Genomic DNA, 18175 nt, shown 5'->3' on the forward strand with positions numbered 1-18175 from the left:
CATGACCGCCATCCATGCCGCCGCCCCCGGCGCCCCGACGCGATCGAACGCCTCGCGCAAAACCTTGCGCTCGTGATCCGATGCCTTTTGCTCRATACGTCGCCCGGCCTCCGTCAGGCGCAACAACTTGGAGCGATGCTGCTCGGGTGCTCGCTTCGATGTCAGCAGCCTGCGCTCCAGCAGCAGATTGAGCGGCCGATTCAGGGCTTGCTTGGAAATGCCGAGGATCTCTATCAGCGCGCCGATCGCGATATCAGGCCGACGCGCCACCACGTAGAGGATGCGATGGTGCGGGCGCGACAGGCCCTGCTTCGCAAGATATTCGTCGGCCTCCAGCGTCATCCCGCGCCAGCCGTAATACATGAGCTCCAGCGCCGCATCGAGATCGTGCAGCTTCGGAAGTGAGGAGCGGTGAAGCCCCGCAGCTTGAGACGTCTTTGGCATTGTCTGAAAGAGCCTAACCCTTCGCCCGCAGCTCGCGCCGCAGCACCTTGCCTGTTGCGGTCATCGGCAGCGTCTCGGCGAACTCGACGAAACGCGGATATTCGTGAGCTGCGAGCTGCACCTTGACGAACTCCTGGATCTCGCGCGCGAGCGCGTCGCTGCCGGCGAAGCCGGGGCGCAGCACGATCCAGGCCTTGATCGACTCGGTGCGGATCGGATCGGGAATGCCGACCACCGCCGCCATCGCCACCGACGGATGCTTCATCAGCGTATGCTCGATCTCGGAGGGGCCGACACGGTAGCCGGCGGTGGTGATGACGTCGTCCTCGCGGCTGACATACCAGAAATAACCGTCCTCATCCTGCACGCCGAGATCGCCGGTCAGCAAAAATTCGCCGGCATATTTCTTCGCCGTCGCCTCCGGATTGCGCCAGTACTCGATCATCGTGCACGGGCACGGCTGGCGCACGCCAATGATGCCGCGCTGCCCGCGTGGTTGCTCCTCGCCCTTGTCGTTGACGATGCGGACATCGAAGCCCGGCGTCGCCCGGCMCATCGAGCCCGGGCGGATCGGAAACAGGTTGGAGTTGCTGCCGATCACGAGATTGCACTCGGTCTGGCCGAATACCTCATGCGCGTCGATGCCGAAGGTCTCGCGCACCCAGCCCAGAAGCTCGCCGCCGAGCGATTCACCGCCCGTAAAAATGCTGCGCAGCTTGACGCCCGCATGCTTCACGCCGGCCTGCCGCATCAGCTTCAACGCGGTCGGCGGCAGGAAGACGTTGCGGACACCGAGATCGGCCATCATCTGCATCGCCGCCTGCGGTTCGAACTTGCGGGCACGATGCCCGACCAGCGGAATGCCGTGATACCAGAACGCGAACAGGCCGTTGACGAGGCCGCCGATCCAGGCCCAGTCCGCCGGCGTCCACATCAGGTCGCCGGGGCGCGGCAGGAAGTTGTGGCACATCTCGACATTGGGCAGATGGCCGAGCACGACGCGATGGGCGTGCAGCGCGCCCTTGGGATTGCCGGTCGTGCCTGAGGTGTAGATGATCAGGGCGGGATCGTCGGCCGAGGTGTCAACCAGCGTGAAGTCGGGCGATGCCGCCCTCACCGCATGCCAAAATGATCTGGTGCCCGCGGGCGCGGCCTCACCGACCACGTAAATGGTCTTCAGGTCCGGCAGACGGTCGCGGATCTTCGCGAGCTTCTCCCAGCCGCCCTCGTCGGTGACGATCGCCTTGGCCTGCGAATTCGACAGCCGGAATTCCAGCGCGTCCTCGCCGAACAGCGCGAACAGCGGGATCGAGATCAGGCCTGCGCGGAACGCCGCCATATGCACGATCGGCAGTTCCAGCGATTGCGACAGGAACACCGCGACGCGATCGCCGCGGCTGAGCCCATCCGCCTTCAGCACATTGGCGAAGCGACGCGACATCTCCGCGACCTCGTCGAAGGACGTGCGCGTGGTCGCACCGTTCTCATCGACATAGACCAGCGCAAGCCGGCCCGTGCCGTCGGCATGGCGGTCGCAGCAGGCTTCCGCCATGTTGAAGCGCGCGGGGATGTCCCAGCGAAAGTTGCGATAGAGCTCGTCGTAGGTTCTGGCTTCGGTGAGCATGGTCGTTTCCCGGCAGCATCGTCATGGCCGGACTTGTTCCGGCCATCCACGTTCTTGTTGGCCCCGAGTTTAAGGGCGTGGATGCCCGGGACAAGCCCGGGCATGACGGGTGAGAGTCACCGCACCGTCGCGAAGAACTTCCTGACATCCCGCACGAACAGTTCCGGCTGCTCGAATGCGGCGAAATGTCCGCCTTTCTCCATCTCGCTCCAATGCGTGATGTTGTGGAAGTTCGGCTCCATCCAGCGCCGCACCGGCGTGATGATCTCCTTCGGGAACACGGCGACGCCGGTCGGCACCTTGACCGTCGGCGTCGTCCGGCGCTTGCCAAAGCTTTCCCAATAGAGCCGCGCCGACGAGGTCGCCGTCTCCGTGACCCAATAGAGCATGACGTTGTCGAGCAGCTCATCCCTGGTGAAGATGTTTTCGGGATGGCCGTTGCAATCGGTCCAGGCCCAGAATTTTTCCAGGATCCAGGCCGCCTGCCCGCTCGGGGAATCCGTCAGGCCGTAACCGAGCGTCTGCGGGCGCGTCGATTGCTGCTTCGAATAGCCGGAGTCGAGATCGACATAATGCTTGAGGCCGGCGAGCGCGCGCTTTTCCTCCGGCGTCGGCTCACCTTCGACCTTCGGCGCCGCGTTGAAGGCGAGCGTGATGTGGATGCCGGCGCAATGCTCAAAATCCTGCGCACCGAGCGAGGTCGTCACCGCCGAACCCCAGTCACCGCCCTGCGCGCCGTAGCGCGCGTAGCCGAGGCGATCCATCAGCTTGGCCCAGGTCGCAGCGATGCGGTCGACGCCCCAGCCCGTGGCCTTGGGTTTGCCGGAGAAGCCGAAGCCCGGCAAAGAGGGGCAGATCACGTGAAACGCGTCCGCCGGATTGCCGCCATGAGCCACGGGATCGACCAGCGGCGCGATCACCTTCTGGAATTCGACGATCGAGCCGGGCCAGCCATGGGTGATGATCAGCGGCAGCGCGTTCGGCTCTTTCGAGCGCACATGCAGGAAATGGATGTCGAGCCCGTCGATCGCGGTCGTGAACTGCTCGAAGCGATTGAGCCTTGCCTCGCGCGCCCGCCAGTCATAGCCATCAGCCCAGTAGCCGCAGATCTCCCGGATCCATTTCAGCGGCGCGCCCTGGCTCCAGTCATCGACCAGCTCCGCCTCCGGCCAGCGCGTGCGGGCGAGGCGCGATTTGAGATCGGAAAGGATGTCGTCGCTGATGGCGATGCGGAACGGTTTGATGGCGCCGGTCATCGGTTGGCTCCCCACTCTCCTTGTCATTCCGGGGCGCGCCTCTTGGCGTGAGCCCGGAATCCATTTCGCAACAGAGCCGGTGGCACGATGGATTCTCTGATGCGCAATTGCGCATCATAGCTCGACGCTTCGCGTCGCCCCGGAATGACAGCTCAACTAGAGAGCGCGGCCTTCACCAATCCGCTGGCCTTGCCGAAATCCATCTGGCCGGCGTACTTCGCCCGCAACGCCGCGATCACCTTGCCCATGTCCTTCATGCCGGCCGCACCGGTTTCAGTAATGGCGTCCGAGATCGCCTTCTTCACGTCGTCATCCGACATCTGCTTCGGCAGATAGGCCGAGATCACCGCGATCTCCTCGCGCTCCTGCGCGGCGAGCTCGGCACGGCCGCCCTTGTCGTAGAGCTCGACCGCCTCCTGGCGCTGCTTGATCATCTTCTGCAGCACGCCGAGCAGGTCGGCATCCGACAGCGGCGGCTTGCCGTTGCCGCGCGCCTCGATGTCGGCGTTCTTGATGGTCGAGTTGACCATGCGCAGCGTGGAGAGCTTGCGCTCCTCCTTGGCCTTCATGGCCTCCTTGACCGCATTGTTGATGTCGTCGCGCAACATGATCGTGATCCCTTTGAATATCCGAGGCCTGATCTAGGCCGTTCGCGGCTCCGAGACAACCTGGGTTCCAAGCCATTCGACCAGCGCCTTTGCCGTCGCCTCGGGCTGCTCCGGCTGCGGCAGATGTCCGCAATTCCTGAGAACGACGAGCTTGGCGCCGGCAATGCCGTCCGCCATCTCCCTCGAGAAGGCGTTGGGAATGGTGTTGTCCTGATCGCCCGTCAGCACCAGCGTCGGGCACGTGATCGTCGCCAGCGTCGGCCGCGAATCCACCCGTGCGATGATCGCGGTCTGCTGCCGCAGATAGCCTTCGACGCCAACGTCCTCGCCCTGCTCGTGCACGAGCCGGCGAATGCTGGCGTCATCGCGGCGCGAGGGATGCACCAGTTCGGGAAACATCTCCTCACGCGCCGCGCGCAATTCGCCGCGCTTCGCCCGCTCCATCAGGCCGCGCCGACGCGCGGTCGCCTCCGGCGTGTCGGGCCGGGCCTGGGTGTTGATCAGTGCAAGCTTTACCACCCGCTCGGGCGCCTGGCGCATGATCTCGAGCGCGATGTAGCCGCCCATGGAATGGCCGGCGAGCGCGAAACGCGGCGGCGCCTCGCCGAGCACACGCCGGCCGATTGCGGCCATGCTGTCGTCGCGGATATGGTTGGCGACCATCACCGGGCCGAACCGCCAGAGCGCCGGGATGACGGGGGCATAGATGCGAGCCGAGGAGGCCAGCCCCGGAACCAGCACAATCGGGGTCGTCCGGTCCATTATTGCCTCCCAAGCCCCGGAATTTGCCGGAAATTATTCCGCCGAGCTTAAGTGCCTGAGACGACCTGTCAAATATGCAAAAACGCATGTGAATCCGCCGTTTCCCGCTTTGACGGCGGCGTTCGCGGCGACTATGAAACGCGCTCATGACACAACATGACAACGATACCGCCTGGCCGGACCATAAACCGACCGCGCTCCTCGTGCTCGCCGATGGCACGGTGCTCGAAGGCTTCGGTCTCGGCGCCGAAGGCCATGCCGTCGGTGAGGTCTGCTTCAACACCGCGATGACCGGCTATGAAGAGATCCTCACCGATCCCTCCTATGCCGGCCAGCTCATCACCTTCACCTTCCCGCATATCGGCAATGTCGGTACCAACGAGGAAGACATCGAGACGGTGAACATGGCCGCGACGCCGGGCGCGCGCGGCGTGATCCTGCGCACCGCGATCACCGATCCCTCGAACTATCGCGCCACCAAGCACCTCGACCAGTGGCTGAAGGCCCGCGGCATCATCGGCCTCTCCGGCATCGACACCCGCGCGCTGACCGCGCTGATCCGCTCCAAGGGCATGCCCAACGCCGTGATCGCGCACGCCAGGAATGGCGAGTTCGACCTGCACGGCATGAAGGAAGAGGCGCGTGAATGGCCGGGGCTCGAGGGCATGGACCTCGTGCCGATGGTCACCTCTGGCCAGCGCTTCACCTGGGACGAGACGCCCTGGCTGTGGGACAAGGGCTTTGGCCGCCAGGACAAGCCTGAGTTCAACGTCGTCGCCATCGACTACGGCATCAAGCGCAACATTTTGCGCCTGCTCGCCGGCGTCGGCTGCAAGGTGACGGTGGTGCCGGCGACGACCTCGGCCGAGGACATTCTGGCAATGAAGCCGGACGGCGTGTTCCTGTCCAACGGCCCCGGCGATCCGGCCGCGACCGGCAAATATGCCGTGCCGGTGATCCGGGACGTGATCAAGTCGGGCACGCCGACTTTTGGTATCTGTCTCGGCCACCAGATGCTCGGCCTCGCTGTCGGCGCCAAGACCAAGAAGATGCATCAGGGCCATCACGGCGCCAATCATCCCGTGAAGGACGAGACCAYCGGCAAGGTCGAGATCACCTCGATGAACCACGGCTTTGCCGTGGACGAGAACACGCTGCCGAAGGGCGCGACGCAGACCCACATCTCGCTGTTCGACGGCTCCAATTGCGGCATCCAGCTCGACGGCAGGCCGGTGTTCTCGGTGCAGTACCACCCCGAGGCCTCACCCGGCCCGCGCGACTCGCACTATCTGTTCCAGCGCTTTGCGGATCTGATGCGGCAGAAGAAGAGCGCGTAAGCCTTGCACGCGAACGCTACGACGACATCATGCCCGGGCCTCACCCCGGGCATCTTCGTCATTCCGGGGCGCGCGTAGCGCGAACCCGGAATGACAAAGGAGGGCGACGAAGGAACGCCGCCTCACGCCCCTCGTTAATCCCTGCTACGCTCACGCAGGAGCCCAGCCATGTCGGTCGTCCCTGACAATGCCGAGCCGCTCGCCATCGTGTTCGCCGATGACGGGCTCGTGCCGAACAGCATCCTTCCCTTCCTGGTCTACCAGCGCGCGATCAGGCTCGACCGCGATCGTCCCGAAGAGACCATCGAAAATCTGTTCGGCGCCAACGGCTGGGGCGGGACCTGGCGCAACGGCGTCTACGACTATCTGCACTATCACGCGACGGTGCACGAAGTGCTCGGCGTCGCGCGCGGCAGCGCGCGCGTCCGCTTCGGCGGCGATCACGGCCAGGAGCTGGAGATTTCCGCCGGCGATGTCGCCATCCTGCCCGCCGGCACCGGCCACCAATGCATCAAGGCGAGCGATGATTTCTGCGTGATCGGCGCCTATCCGCCGGGATCGAAGATGGAGATCACGCGCGCAACGCCGGAGAACCATGCCAAGGCGCTGAAGACGATTCCGAAAGTCGCGCGGCCGCCGGCCGATCCGGTGACGGGCAAGAACGGCGCGCTGATGCGGTTGTGGACCGCGACGTAGCGCGACACACTCGGTGTCGTCCCGGCGAAGGCCGGGACCCATAACCACGAAACGTCATTTGGCGACGACTCGCTAACGCGCATCTCGCGCCACAACTTCTCCCTGGGGGTATGGGGGTCCCGGCCTGCGCCGGGACGACGTTGTGGGGGCATTTGCGCCCCAACGCCCCCTACGCCGCGTTGCTGCCTTCCTGGCGGGTGGCTTCGAACAGGAACCAGGTGCGGCGCTCGGTCTCGTCGATGAAGTTTTCGAGGATGCTGGCGCTGGCGACATCGCCGGCCTCGTCGCAGACCTCATGCGCCTTGCGCATTGCGGCCGCGACATGCTTGTTGTCCTGCATCAGTTCGCGCAGCATCTCGCGCGGCGGGACGTAGTCCTCGTTGTTGTCCTTGATGGTCTGGAGTTTTGCGACCTGGCCGATCGACTTCAGCGTGGCGCCGCCGATCTTGCGGACGCGCTCGGCGAGCTGGTCGGTGGTGGCGAAGATCTGGTCCGACTGCTCGTCGAGCAGCAAATGATAGTCGCGGAAATGCCGGCCGCTGATGTGCCAGTGGAAATTCTTGGTCTTGRGGTAAAGCGCGAACGCGTCGGCCAGAAGCACGTTGAGCGCCTCCGAAACCTTGTTGACCGCCTGGGGCGACAGGTCGGTGGGCGTATCGAGATCGGGCGAGACCTTGTTGGGGACTTTGCTCACGGGAAACCTTCCTGTTAGGACGCGGACATTGACGGCGCGCCGCCGCACCCCTAACGCAGGCGGGCAGCGCCGGTTCCTGTGCCGGAACCGTTTGCCGGGGCCTTCGAATATCATGGACGATTGGATCGATTATTACGACTCCACGCATACGATCTATGTCAGCAAGCTGCATCGCGATTTGCACTTCCAGATCATCGCGCGGGACATCATCGGCTACATTTCCTCGCCTGAGGCGACCGTGCTCGACTATGCCTGCGGCGAGGCGCTGTCGGCGAGCCAGGTGGCGGCCGCCTGCGGCAAGCTGATTCTCGCCGAGCCCGCCCCCGGCGTGCGCGGCCGTCTGATCGCGCGTTTTGCCCCGAACACGAAAATCCGCGTCCGCTCGCTCGACGACGTCCGCAAGATGCCGGACCAGTCGATCGACCTCGCGGTGATGAACTCGGTGGCGCAATACATGACGCCGGAGGAGCTCGATGCCGCGCTCCGCAACATCCGGCGATTGCTGACGCCGTCCGGCAAGCTGGTGCTCGGCGACATCCTCCAGCCCGATGTCGGCATGGGCCGGGACGTCATGGCGCTGCTCGGCTTCGGCCTGCGTCACGGCTTTTTGAAAGACGCGCTGGTCGGGCTGATCAGCACCGCGCTGTCGGACTACCGTCATCTGCGGACGCGCATCGGGCTCCAGCGCTACAGCGAGGACGAGATCACCGCCAAGCTGACCGCGGCCGGGTTCGCGGTCCAGCGTGCCCACACCAATATCGGCCATAATCGCTGGCGCATGACCTTCATCGCGCGGCCACCCATGATGCGTTAAGCATAACAATTGGCTGAGGTGGCTTGTCGCACCCCGATCAGGCAATGATCGCGACGGCCCGGTGGCGGAAGCGTCCACGCGAGAGCAGTGCATCGCTCTTTATCCTGGTTCAAGTCCAGGCCGGGTCTCCACGCTTCGCCCCTGCGGGGCTACGCGTGGCGCAGCCACGCAGGCGCAAAGCGTGTCCGGCGTAGCTTGAGCGAAGCGAAAGCGTAGACGGACTGTATCCGCGGCTCAATCTGCCTCGACCAATTCGCACCCCGGCAGAAGCTGAAGCCGATCCGCATCCTTGGCGGCCGAGCTGATCACGGCATCGAGCAGGCCGGGGAAGCGCGCGTCCAGATCCTCGCGGCGGAGCCGCATGAAGCGGTTGGTCCCGGCCACGCGCGTCTGCATGACCYCGCATTCGCGCAGCTTGGCGAAGTGATAGGCGAGGTTGGACTTGCCGCTGAGCGCATAAAAGTCGCCGCAGCGCAGCTCGCTGCTGACACGTTCCTGCTGGGCGAGTTGATAGACGATCGCCAACCGGATCGGATCGCTCAGGCAATCCAGAACCATCGGCAGCTCGATCTGCTCGCGGGTGGGATGGAGGGGTGCGCGGCTCATATCCGAATCATAGCGAAGCGACCGCAATGTTCAATAGTTCTTGAACCAATTGACAGCAAAACGTTTGCGTTCGATAGTTCAATAAACGTTGAACATAAGGATTTGTCCAAATGAGCGTGTTCTGGCTGGCCCTGGGGGCATTTGCGATCGGCACAGAAGGCTTTGTGATAGCTGGGCTTTTGCCATCGATCGCCTCCGACCTCTCGATTTCCGTATCGGCCGCCGGGCAACTCGTGACCGCCTACGCCCTCACCTATGCCGTGGGCTCGCCGATCCTCGCGGTGGCCATGAACAACATCGACCGCCGCACCGTGCTGGCGCTGGCGCTGTCGACCTTCATCGCCGGAAACCTCGCGGCCATGATGGCGTCCAACTACGCCCTGCTGCTGGCCTCGCGAATGTTGATGGCGCTGGGCTCGGGCCTGTGCATGCCCACGGCGCTTGGCGTCTCAGTCGCCGTCGCCGCGCCCGAGCGGCGCGGCCGCGCGGTGGCGCTGGTCACCTCGGGCCTCACGGTCGCGACCGTGATCGGCGTCCCCCTCGGCAATCTCGTTGGCAGCCTGTTCGGCTGGCGCGCGACCTTTGCCATGGTCGCCCTGATCGGTGCGGTGGCGCTTGCCGGCCTGCTGCTCGGCCTGCCCCGCGGCCTGCCGCGAAACACGGCCTCGCTGGCCGAGCGGCTGGCCGTGGCGCGTCACAGCAACGTGCTGATCGCTCTCGTCATTACGATTCTGTGGGCGCTCGGCGGCTTCACCGTGTTCACCTATTTCGCGGTCCCGCTGCGCGGCCTTGGCTTCGATGCCTCGCAGATCAGCCTTGCGCTGCTGGTGTTCGGCGGCGCGGCCGCGATCGGGAACATGCTCGGCGGCGTCCTGGCCGACCGGCTCGGCACGCTGATGACCGCAGCGCTGGGGCTCGCCGGCATGGCAACCGCGCTGATCCTGCATTCGCTGGTCCTGAAGCTGATGCCAGGACAGGCGCACTACGCGGTGCTCGGCACGATTTTCCTCTGGGGCATCTCGGGCTGGGCGTTCTATCCGGCCCAGATCGCCGGCATCATCCGGATCGAGCCGCAGGCCTCGATGATCGCACTCTCGCTCAACGCGTCGGCGATGTATCTCGGCTTCGCCATCGGCGGGGCGCTCGGCGGCGCCGTGCTGGCCACCCTCTCGCCAAGCGACCTCGGCTGGATCGGCGGATCGAGCGTTGCGGCCTCGCTTCTGGTGCATCTCGCCCGTGGCTGGCAGGCGCGGCCAAAACCGGTCAAAATTGCCGGTTGATGGGCGTTTTTCGGGGTTTCGCCGCCCCGAAAACTGGTCTAAGACCCACCCGCGCGCGAGGGAGACCACCGCGCTCTCGGCCACAGGGGACGCGCGGTAGCGCGCCCTTTTTTTGTGCCTAAATTCCAGTCCGGCGAGAGTTGATGCCCAAACGTACAGACATCACCACCATCCTGATCATCGGCGCCGGTCCCATCGTGATCGGCCAGGCCTGCGAGTTCGACTATTCGGGCACGCAGGCGGTGAAGACGCTGAAGGAAGAGGGCTATCGCATCGTCCTCGTCAATTCCAACCCGGCCACCATCATGACCGACCCGGAATTGGCCGATGCGACCTATATCGAGCCGATCACGCCCGAGATCGTCGCCAAGATCATCGAGAAGGAACGTCACGTCATTCCCGGCGGCTTCGCGCTGCTGCCGACCATGGGCGGCCAGACCGCGCTGAACTGCGCGCTGTCGCTGCGCCGCCAGGGCACGCTGGAGAAATTCGACGTCGAGATGATCGGCGCCACCGCCGACGCCATCGACAAGGCCGAGGATCGCCAGCTGTTCCGCGAGGCCATGACCAAGATCGGGCTCGAGACGCCGAAGTCGCGGCTCGCCAACGCCTCCGAGCTGAAGAAATCCTTTCGCGACAAGTACCAGGCCGAACGCGCGAAGGCGTCGGGTGCCGCGCTCGAAGAGCTCGAGCGGCAATGGACGCTCGGCGAAAGTGACCGCCGCAAGCGCTACCAGGAATACGCGCTCGGCCAGGCGCTGATGGCGCTGTCCGAGATCGGCCTGCCCGCGATCATCCGTCCCTCCTTCACGATGGGCGGCACCGGCGGCGGCATCGCCTACAACAAGGAAGAGTTCCTCGACATCATCGAGCGCGGTCTCGACGCGTCTCCGACCAACGAAGTGCTGATCGAAGAATCCGTGCTCGGCTGGAAAGAGTTCGAGATGGAGGTGGTGCGCGACAAGAAGGACAATTGCATCATCGTCTGCTCGATCGAGAACCTCGATCCGATGGGCGTGCACACCGGTGATTCCATCACGGTGGCGCCGGCACTGACGCTGACCGACAAGGAATACCAGATCATGCGCGACGCCTCGCTGGCGGTGCTGCGCGAGATCGGCGTCGAGACCGGCGGCTCCAACGTGCAGTTCGGCGTCAATCCGGAGGACGGCCGCATGGTCGTCATCGAGATGAATCCGCGCGTGTCGCGCTCGTCGGCTCTCGCCTCGAAGGCCACCGGTTTCCCGATCGCCAAGGTCGCGGCCAAGCTCGCGGTCGGCTACACGCTCGACGAGATCGCCAATGACATCACCGGCGGCGCGACGCCGGCCTCGTTCGAACCGACCATCGACTACGTCGTCACCAAGATTCCGCGCTTTGCCTTCGAGAAATTCCCGGGCGCATCGACCACGCTGACCACGTCGATGAAATCGGTCGGCGAAGTCATGGCGATCGGCCGCACCTTCCAGGAGAGCCTGCAGAAGGCGCTGCGCGGGCTCGAGACCGGCCTGACCGGGCTCGACGAGATCGAGATCGAGGGACTGGGCCAGCACGACGACAAGAACGCGATCCGCGCCGCGCTCGGCACGCCGACGCCGAACCGGCTGCTCCAGGTCGCCCAGGCGATGCGGCTTGGCTGGTCGAACGAGGACATCTTCAACTCCTGCAAGATCGATCCGTGGTTCCTCAGCGAAATGCGCGGCATCGTCGACATGGAAGAGAAGGTCCGCAAGAACGGCCTGCCGGGCAACGCCTTCGCCATGCGATCGCTCAAGACCATGGGCTTCTCAGACGCACGGCTTGCGGTGCTCGCGGAGACGACGGAGGCCGCGGTGACGGCGAAGCGCCACGCGCTCGGCGTCCGTCCCGTCTACAAGCGCATCGACACCTGCGCTGCCGAATTCGCCTCCCCCACCGCCTACATGTATTCGACCTATGAGGCGCCGTTCGCCGGCGCGCCGGCCGACGAGAGCACGCCGTCCGACAAGAAGAAGGTCATCATCCTCGGCGGCGGGCCGAACCGCATCGGCCAGGGCATCGAGTTCGACTATTGCTGCTGTCACGCCTGCTTCGCGCTGCATGACGCCGGCTACGAATCCATCATGGTCAACTGCAACCCGGAAACGGTGTCGACCGACTACGACACCGCGGACCGGCTCTATTTCGAGCCGCTGACCGCCGAGGACGTGTTGGAGATCATCGCGAAAGAGCGCACGAACGGCACGCTGCACGGCGTGATCGTGCAGTTCGGCGGCCAGACCCCGCTGAAGCTGGCGCGTGCGCTGGAAGCCGCCGATGTGCCGATCCTCGGCACCTCGCCCGACGCGATCGATCTCGCCGAGGACCGCGACCGCTTCAAGCGCGTGCTCGACAAGCTCCGCCTGAAGCAGCCGAAGAACGGCATCGCCTATTCGGTTGAGCAGGCCCGCCTGGTCGCGACCGATCTCGGCCTGCCGCTGGTGGTGCGCCCGTCCTACGTGCTCGGCGGCCGCGCGATGCAGATCATCCGCGAGGAGAACCAGCTCAGCGACTATTTGCTCGGCACGCTGCCGGAGCTGGTGCCGGCCGACGTCAAGGCGCGCTACCCGAACGACAAGACTGGGCAGATCAACACCGTACTCGGCAAGAACCCGCTGCTGTTCGACCGCTACCTGTCGGACGCAACCGAAATCGACGTCGACTGTCTCTGCGACGGCAAGGACACCTTCATCGTCGGCATCATGGAGCATATCGAGGAAGCCGGCATCCATTCCGGCGATAGCGCCTGCTCGCTGCCGCCGCACTCGCTCGATGGCAAGATGATCGAGGAATTGGAGCGGCAGACGCGTGAGCTGGCGCTCGGCCTCGACGTCGTCGGCCTGATGAACGTGCAGTACGCCATCAAGGACGGCGAGATCTACGTGCTCGAAGTCAATCCGCGCGCCTCGCGCACGGTGCCGTTCGTCGCCAAGGTGGTCGGTACGCCGGTCGCAATGATCGCCGCGCGCATCATGGCCGGCGAGAGGCTCGCCGACTTCAACTTGAAGAAGGCCGACTTCAAGCATGTCGGCGTGAAGGAATCGGTGTTTCCATTCGCCCGCTTCCCCGGCGTCGACACCGTGCTGGGTCCGGAAATGCGCTCGACCGGCGAGGTCATGGGCATCGACCGCTCCTTCGCGGTGGCCTTTGCCAAGAGCCAGCTCGGCGGCGGCACGCGGGTGCCGCGCAAGGGCACGGTGTTCGTCTCGGTACGCGAGAGCGACAAGACGCGCATCGCCGAGGCGGTTCGCGAATTGCACTCGCTCGGCTTCAAGGTGCTGGCGACGTCGGGCACGCAACGCTTCCTGACCGACCAGGGCATCCCGACCGAGAAGGTGAACAAGGTGCTGGAGGGACGGCCGCATATCGTCGACGCCATCACCAATGGCGACGTCCAGCTGGTCTTCAACACCACCGAAGGCCCGCAGGCGCTCGCCGACAGCCGGTCGCTGCGGCGTGCGGCCCTCTTGCATAAAGTGCCGTATTACACCACTCTTTCCGGGGCCGTGGCGGCCGCGCAGGGCATCCGGGCCTATCTGGGCGGGGACCTTGAGGTTCGTACCCTGCAGAGCTATTTTTCGGACACCTGATCATTAGCGGGGGCAAAGCCTCCGCTAAGTGACTGGCGATGAAGCCACAATGGCCGGAGGAACTGTCCGGGCGTGTGGCAGTTCTGTTCCGTTGCCAAGCCCCTATCTGTCGACATCCGGCGGCCCGTGTCTTGAGCCCCGGCAGACCGACGAATCAAGGTTTCGGGCGCCCATACGCGATTTGGGGCGCACGATCGAAGGACGAGAGAGAAGATGGAAAAGGTTCCGATGACAGCGGGCGGGTTTGCCGCGCTCGGGGAAGAATTGAAGAAGCGCCAGTCGGAGGACCGTCCGCGCATCATCGAGCACATCGCGGAGGCGCGCTCGCACGGAGACCTGTCGGAGAACGCGGAATATCATGCCGCGAAGGAAGAGCAGTCCCACAATGAGGGCCGTATCGCCGAGCTCGAGGACAAGCTCGCGCGCGCCGACATCATCGACATCTCGAAGCTGTCCGGCGACACCATCAAGTTCGGCGCCACCGTGACGCTGGTCGACGAGGACACCGAGAAGAAGGCGGTGTGGCAGATCGTCGGCGAGGTCGAGGCCGATGCCAAGAAGGGCCGCATCTCCATCACCTCGCCGCTCGCGCGCGCCCTGATCGGCAAGAAGAAAGGTTCAACCGTCGAGGTCAACGCACCCGGCGGCGCCAAGGCGTATGAGATCACCAAGGTGGAGTGGCGGTAAGGATTTGCCGTCAGCTCTGATGACGTGTTGAAAAGGCCGCGCCCCGCGCGGCCTTTTTCGTGTCTGCCGGTTTCTACCCGCGATTGTGAACGCCTCGCGTCTCCGTCATGCTCGGCGTCGCCACACGCCGAGGCCCAAGGGAGGACACGATGGACATCGACCGTATCGCCGCGCAGAGCCAACCCTACCTGCTCAGCCTGTTCAGGTTCGTGACCGGACTGCTGCTGTTTCAGTTCGGCGTGGCAAAACTGTTCAAGTTTCCGCCCGTCGAGATGTTCGCCGAGGTCACGCCGCTCTCGCTGTTTGGCGTCGCCGGCATGATCGAGCTCGTGCTCGGCGGCCTTCTGATGCTGGGATTGTTGACGCGGTTTGTCGCCTTCATTCTCTCCGGTGAAATGGCCTTCGCCTATTTCATCGAACACCTGCCGCACAGCTTCTTCCCGCTCGTCAACGACGGCACGCTGGCAATCCTGTTCTGCTTCGCCTGCCTTTATCTCGCCTCCGCCGGCAGCGGTCCGGTGAGCCTGGATGCGCTGCGGCGGTGACTCTTCGCCTCTCCCCGCCTGCGGGGAGAGGCCGGAAATTCGAGCGCAGCTTGAATTTTCGGTGAGGGGGAGTCTCCGCGAGTCCAACTCTCACCGTGATTGCGGAGGCAGCCCCTCAGCCCAACCCTCTCCCCGTAAGAACGGGGAGAGGGAGAAGATGCAGCGCGCTACCTTCGCCCCCTCACGTCCAGCGGCACGGCGGCTTCGTACTTCGAATTATGCAGCACCAGCGACGTCCGCACGTTGCGCACATGAGGTGCTGCGGTCAGGTGGGTGACGAAATCCTGGAAGGTCGCCATGTCGGGCGCGACGCATTTCAGGATGAAGTCGACCTCGCCCGACAGCATCCAGCACTCCCGCACCAGCGGCTCGGCGCGGACGAACTCCTCGAAGGCGCGCAAGTCCGCCTCGGCCTGGCTGGAGAGGTGCACGGCGGCGAACACCGTGACGTCAAAACCGAGCTTTCGCGCGTCCAAAAGCCCGCGGTAGCCGTGGATATAGCCCTCCTCCTCCAGCGCCCGGACGCGGCGCAGGCAGGGCGGGGGCGAAATGCCGACCCGTTTGGCCAGCTCGACATTGGTGATTCGACCGTCGGCCTGGATCTCGGCGAGAATTTTGAGGTCGATCTCGTCTAGGTTCCGCGACACGTGATTGGAACTCCTGGCCTTGCGGCGGTATCGGGTGGGTTTCTCGCAATCCTCATAGCCGAGTCCCGGCCGGGTGCGCAATTTTATTGCGCGTGCAGCGCAATCGACTTTTGTTCCCTRTTGGAAAATTCCGCTGATTGGGAATGCAATTCTTGCATGGCTCACCAGAAGGCTTAGATTGGCTCTGATATTTCAGCGCCTCCGCGAGGCCTCCCGGCACTGTCCGCGCCCGCGCTGCAATCCCCCGTGAAAGGCGTCCGTGAACATGTCCGCCCCTATCCATGCAAAGGTCGTCATCATCGGCTCCGGCCCTGCCGGGTACACAGCGGCGATCTACGCCGCGCGTGCGATGCTCGAGCCGATCCTGATCCAGGGCATCCAGCCGGGCGGCCAGCTCACCATCACCACCGACGTCGAGAATTATCCGGGCTTCGCCGACGTGATCCAGGGCCCCTGGCTGATGGAGCAGATGGAGAAGCAGGCGGTCCATGTCGGCACCAAGATCGTCTCCGACCTGGTCACCAAGCTGGAGACTGCGTACCGGCCGTTCCGCCTCACCTGCGACTCGGGCGACGTCTATCTCGCCGACACCGTTATCCTCGCCACCGGCGCGCAAGCGCGCTGGCTCGGGCTCCCGTCCGAAGGGAAATTCCAGGGCGGCGGCGTGTCGGCCTGCGCCACCTGCGACGGCTTCTTCTACCGCAGCAAGAACGTCTTGGTGGTCGGCGGCGGCAATACCGCGGTCGAGGAAGCCCTGTACCTCACCAACCATGCCTCGCAGGTCACCATCGTGCATCGTCGCGATCACTTCCGCGCCGAACGGATCCTGCAGGAGCGTCTGTTCAAGCACCCGAAGATCAAGGTGGTCTGGGATTCGGCCGTCGACGAGATCTGCGGCACCGAGAACCCGAACAAGGTTACCCATGTGCGGCTGAAGAACGTCAAGACCGGTGCCTTGACCAATGTGCCGACCGACGGCGTCTTCATCGCCATCGGCCATGCGCCGGCGACCGAGCTGGTGAAGGGCCAGGTCAAGCTGAAACCGTCGGGCTATGTCGAGGTCGCCCCGAACTCGACCGCCACCTCGGTGCCCGGCCTGTTCGCCGCCGGCGACGTCGCCGACGAGACTTATCGCCAGGCCGTGACGGCCGCAGGCCTCGGCTGCATGGCAGCACTCGAAGCCGAACGATTCTTGGCCCTGCGCGCCAGCGAGCGCGCGGCAGCGGAATAAAGATCATGCCTCGAACACGCGACGGATTTACCGATATGGACTGGGACAAGCTGAAGGTATTTCACGCGGCGGCGGAAGCAGGCAGCTTCACGCATGCAGGCGAGCAGCTCGGCCTGTCGCAATCAGCGGTCTCACGCCAGGTCTCGGCACTGGAGCAGGAGCTTTCGGTCTCGCTGTTCCACCGCCATGCCCGCGGCCTGATCCTCACCGAGCAGGGCGACCTGCTGTTCCGCACCGCGCATGACGTGTTCATGCAGCTGCAGGCGGCGCGCGCCAAACTCACCGACAGCCGCGAGCGGCCGAGCGGCGATCTCAAGATCACCACCACGCCCGGCGTCGGCATCAACTGGCTGATCCCGCGGCTCGGCGAATTCACCGCGCTCTATCCGGAGATCCGGATCTCGCTGATCGTCACCGACGAGGAACTCGACCTGTCGATGCGCGAGGCCGACGTCGCGATCCGCACCCGCAAGCCGACGCAGCCGGACCTCATCCAGCGCAAGCTGTTCGCGATGGGCTTCCACGCCTATTGCTCGCCGGACTACATCAAGCGCTTCGGCACGCCGCGGACGCTGGAGGAGCTCGACTCCCACCGCATCATCACGCTCTCCGACGGCAACTTCGCGCCGCATCTTCAGAACCGCAACTGGCTGGTCGAAGCCGGCCGCAACGGCTCGGGTCCGCGCGAGGCCTATTTCAGGGTGAACAACATCCTCGGCCTCGTGCGCGCCTGCCAGCAGGGCCTCGGCATTGCCGCGCTGCCGGATTACCTGATCGAGGAGCAGAGCCGCCTGGTGCAACTGTTCGGCGAGTCGGATTCGATCCAGCTCGATACGTATTTCGTCTATCCCGAGGAATTGAAAACGGTCGCGCGCGTGCAGGTGTTCCGCGACTTCGTGGTGAGCAAGGCGCAGCGCTGGCCGTCCTGATTTCCGCATGTCTGRCATGCGGCTTGGACGGTTGATGCATGGCGCGAGGCGAGCCCATAATGTTTCCACGCTGAGCCTTCGCGTTGCGCATTTGTCCCCCTCCTCCAGTGGCGCGGGAGTTCAGTAATCCCTCTTGGAAGGTGATTGTGTCGGCCTCACGTGGCCAATACCTTAAGCCGGGCTCGTTCGAGCCCGGCTTTTTTTCTGACAATTCGGCTTTCGCTTTCCGCGTGTATTGACAGTTCCACGCGTCCCCCTCATCATTTGCCAATGATCACGAAGTCGTGCGCACGCGTCTCGAAAAAAGGCCCCCTTCCGGGGACCTCGGATTTTTGCGCGCGCTAACTAGGCTTCGTCATCGCGAGCTAAATTTCGAAAACCCCGCCGCCTGGACGGGGTTTTTTCAT

General features: G+C 64.5%; 17 protein-coding genes. 9 read left to right on the forward strand and 8 right to left on the reverse strand.

Features of this window, described 5'->3' with window-relative positions; genetic code table 11:
* The 5 genes from ACXJL8_RS11220 to ACXJL8_RS11240 all read right to left on the reverse strand — a co-directional run.
* Positions 1-444 (reverse strand): MarR family winged helix-turn-helix transcriptional regulator (locus tag ACXJL8_RS11220; protein ID WP_456684993.1); only part of this gene is annotated, 444 nt, incomplete at its 3' end.
* A gap of 13 nt (positions 445-457) precedes the next feature.
* Complete coding sequence (locus ACXJL8_RS11225; RefSeq protein WP_456684994.1) at positions 458-2068, reverse strand: acyl-CoA synthetase; 1611 nt, start codon at positions 2066-2068, stop codon at positions 458-460.
* A gap of 116 nt (positions 2069-2184) precedes the next feature.
* Entirely contained in the window at positions 2185-3324 is a 1140-nt protein-coding gene (locus tag ACXJL8_RS11230) for an epoxide hydrolase family protein (protein WP_456622004.1), read from the reverse strand.
* A 152-nt stretch (positions 3325-3476) separates the two neighbouring features.
* Positions 3477-3932: a GatB/YqeY domain-containing protein gene (locus ACXJL8_RS11235; protein ID WP_456622003.1), complete on the reverse strand. Its 456-nt coding sequence runs from the start codon at positions 3930-3932 to the stop codon at positions 3477-3479.
* Between the two features lie 33 nt (positions 3933-3965).
* Positions 3966-4694, reverse strand: coding sequence for an alpha/beta fold hydrolase (locus ACXJL8_RS11240; RefSeq protein ID WP_456622002.1), 729 nt, complete (start codon positions 4692-4694; stop codon positions 3966-3968).
* A 146-nt stretch (positions 4695-4840) separates the two neighbouring features.
* Between ACXJL8_RS11240 and carA the strand changes: the two genes are divergently transcribed.
* Entirely contained in the window at positions 4841-6031 is a 1191-nt protein-coding gene (carA, locus tag ACXJL8_RS11245) for a glutamine-hydrolyzing carbamoyl-phosphate synthase small subunit (protein WP_456684995.1), read from the forward strand.
* A 168-nt stretch (positions 6032-6199) separates the two neighbouring features.
* Positions 6200-6727 (forward strand): hypothetical protein, encoded by a 528-nt coding sequence (locus ACXJL8_RS11250; RefSeq protein WP_456622000.1) that lies wholly within the window; start codon positions 6200-6202, stop codon positions 6725-6727.
* 169 nt (positions 6728-6896) lie between these two features.
* Here the strand turns inward: ACXJL8_RS11250 and ACXJL8_RS11255 are convergent, their stop codons facing one another.
* Positions 6897-7421 carry a Dps family protein gene (locus ACXJL8_RS11255; protein WP_456684996.1) on the reverse strand — a complete coding sequence of 175 codons (525 nt, stop codon included), beginning with the start codon at positions 7419-7421 and terminating at the stop codon, positions 6897-6899.
* 112 nt (positions 7422-7533) lie between these two features.
* Here ACXJL8_RS11255 and ACXJL8_RS11260 point away from each other — a divergent pair, with 112 nt between their 5' ends.
* Entirely contained in the window at positions 7534-8235 is a 702-nt protein-coding gene (locus tag ACXJL8_RS11260; protein ID WP_456621998.1) for a class I SAM-dependent methyltransferase, read from the forward strand.
* Between the two features lie 234 nt (positions 8236-8469).
* Here the strand turns inward: ACXJL8_RS11260 and ACXJL8_RS11265 are convergent, their stop codons facing one another.
* Positions 8470-8841: an ArsR/SmtB family transcription factor gene (locus ACXJL8_RS11265; protein ID WP_456684997.1), complete on the reverse strand. Its 372-nt coding sequence runs from the start codon at positions 8839-8841 to the stop codon at positions 8470-8472.
* Between the two features lie 110 nt (positions 8842-8951).
* Between ACXJL8_RS11265 and ACXJL8_RS11270 the strand changes: the two genes are divergently transcribed.
* From ACXJL8_RS11270 to ACXJL8_RS11285, 4 genes are all read left to right on the forward strand, one after another.
* The gene (locus ACXJL8_RS11270; RefSeq protein WP_456621996.1) at positions 8952-10121 is read left to right on the forward strand and encodes an MFS transporter; all 1170 of its coding nucleotides are present in this window, start codon (positions 8952-8954) and stop codon (positions 10119-10121) included.
* A gap of 143 nt (positions 10122-10264) precedes the next feature.
* Positions 10265-13729, forward strand: coding sequence for a carbamoyl-phosphate synthase large subunit (gene carB / locus ACXJL8_RS11275; protein WP_456684998.1), 3465 nt, complete (start codon positions 10265-10267; stop codon positions 13727-13729).
* Positions 13730-13942: 213 nt separating this feature from the next.
* A complete protein-coding gene (greA, locus tag ACXJL8_RS11280) occupies positions 13943-14416 on the forward strand; it encodes a transcription elongation factor GreA (protein ID WP_027534300.1) in 474 nt (157 codons plus the stop codon).
* Positions 14417-14565: 149 nt separating this feature from the next.
* Positions 14566-14961, forward strand: coding sequence for a DoxX family protein (locus ACXJL8_RS11285; RefSeq protein WP_456621994.1), 396 nt, complete (start codon positions 14566-14568; stop codon positions 14959-14961).
* 167 nt (positions 14962-15128) lie between these two features.
* Here ACXJL8_RS11285 and ACXJL8_RS11290 read toward each other — a convergent pair whose 3' ends face one another.
* Entirely contained in the window at positions 15129-15608 is a 480-nt protein-coding gene (locus ACXJL8_RS11290; RefSeq protein WP_280968532.1) for an Lrp/AsnC family transcriptional regulator, read from the reverse strand.
* A gap of 265 nt (positions 15609-15873) precedes the next feature.
* Between ACXJL8_RS11290 and trxB the strand changes: the two genes are divergently transcribed.
* Positions 15874-16839 carry a thioredoxin-disulfide reductase gene (gene trxB, locus ACXJL8_RS11295; RefSeq protein ID WP_456621993.1) on the forward strand — a complete coding sequence of 322 codons (966 nt, stop codon included), beginning with the start codon at positions 15874-15876 and terminating at the stop codon, positions 16837-16839.
* A 5-nt stretch (positions 16840-16844) separates the two neighbouring features.
* On the forward strand, positions 16845-17768 hold the full coding sequence (locus ACXJL8_RS11300; RefSeq protein WP_027534296.1) for a LysR family transcriptional regulator: 924 nt from the start codon (positions 16845-16847) through the stop codon (positions 17766-17768).
* The last annotated feature ends 407 nt before the right edge of the window (positions 17769-18175 follow it).

Source organism: Bradyrhizobium sp. P5_C11_2, assembly GCF_054049755.1.

What these genes read in the sequence shown, in the direction of transcription:
- ACXJL8_RS11230 (WP_456622004.1), bottom strand. Translation starts at nt 3,324, where the DNA reads ATGACCGGCGCCATCAAACCGTTCCGCATCGCCATCAGCGACGACATC.
- ACXJL8_RS11235 (WP_456622003.1), bottom strand. Translation starts at nt 3,932, where the DNA reads ATGTTGCGCGACGACATCAACAATGCGGTCAAGGAGGCCATGAAGGCC.
- ACXJL8_RS11240 (WP_456622002.1), bottom strand. Translation starts at nt 4,694, where the DNA reads ATGGACCGGACGACCCCGATTGTGCTGGTTCCGGGGCTGGCCTCCTCG.
- ACXJL8_RS11250 (WP_456622000.1), top strand. Translation starts at nt 6,200, where the DNA reads ATGTCGGTCGTCCCTGACAATGCCGAGCCGCTCGCCATCGTGTTCGCC.
- ACXJL8_RS11260 (WP_456621998.1), top strand. Translation starts at nt 7,534, where the DNA reads ATGGACGATTGGATCGATTATTACGACTCCACGCATACGATCTATGTC.
- ACXJL8_RS11270 (WP_456621996.1), top strand. Translation starts at nt 8,952, where the DNA reads ATGAGCGTGTTCTGGCTGGCCCTGGGGGCATTTGCGATCGGCACAGAA.
- carB (WP_456684998.1), top strand. Translation starts at nt 10,265, where the DNA reads ATGCCCAAACGTACAGACATCACCACCATCCTGATCATCGGCGCCGGT.
- greA (WP_027534300.1), top strand. Translation starts at nt 13,943, where the DNA reads ATGGAAAAGGTTCCGATGACAGCGGGCGGGTTTGCCGCGCTCGGGGAA.
- ACXJL8_RS11285 (WP_456621994.1), top strand. Translation starts at nt 14,566, where the DNA reads ATGGACATCGACCGTATCGCCGCGCAGAGCCAACCCTACCTGCTCAGC.
- trxB (WP_456621993.1), top strand. Translation starts at nt 15,874, where the DNA reads ATGTCCGCCCCTATCCATGCAAAGGTCGTCATCATCGGCTCCGGCCCT.
- ACXJL8_RS11300 (WP_027534296.1), top strand. Translation starts at nt 16,845, where the DNA reads ATGCCTCGAACACGCGACGGATTTACCGATATGGACTGGGACAAGCTG.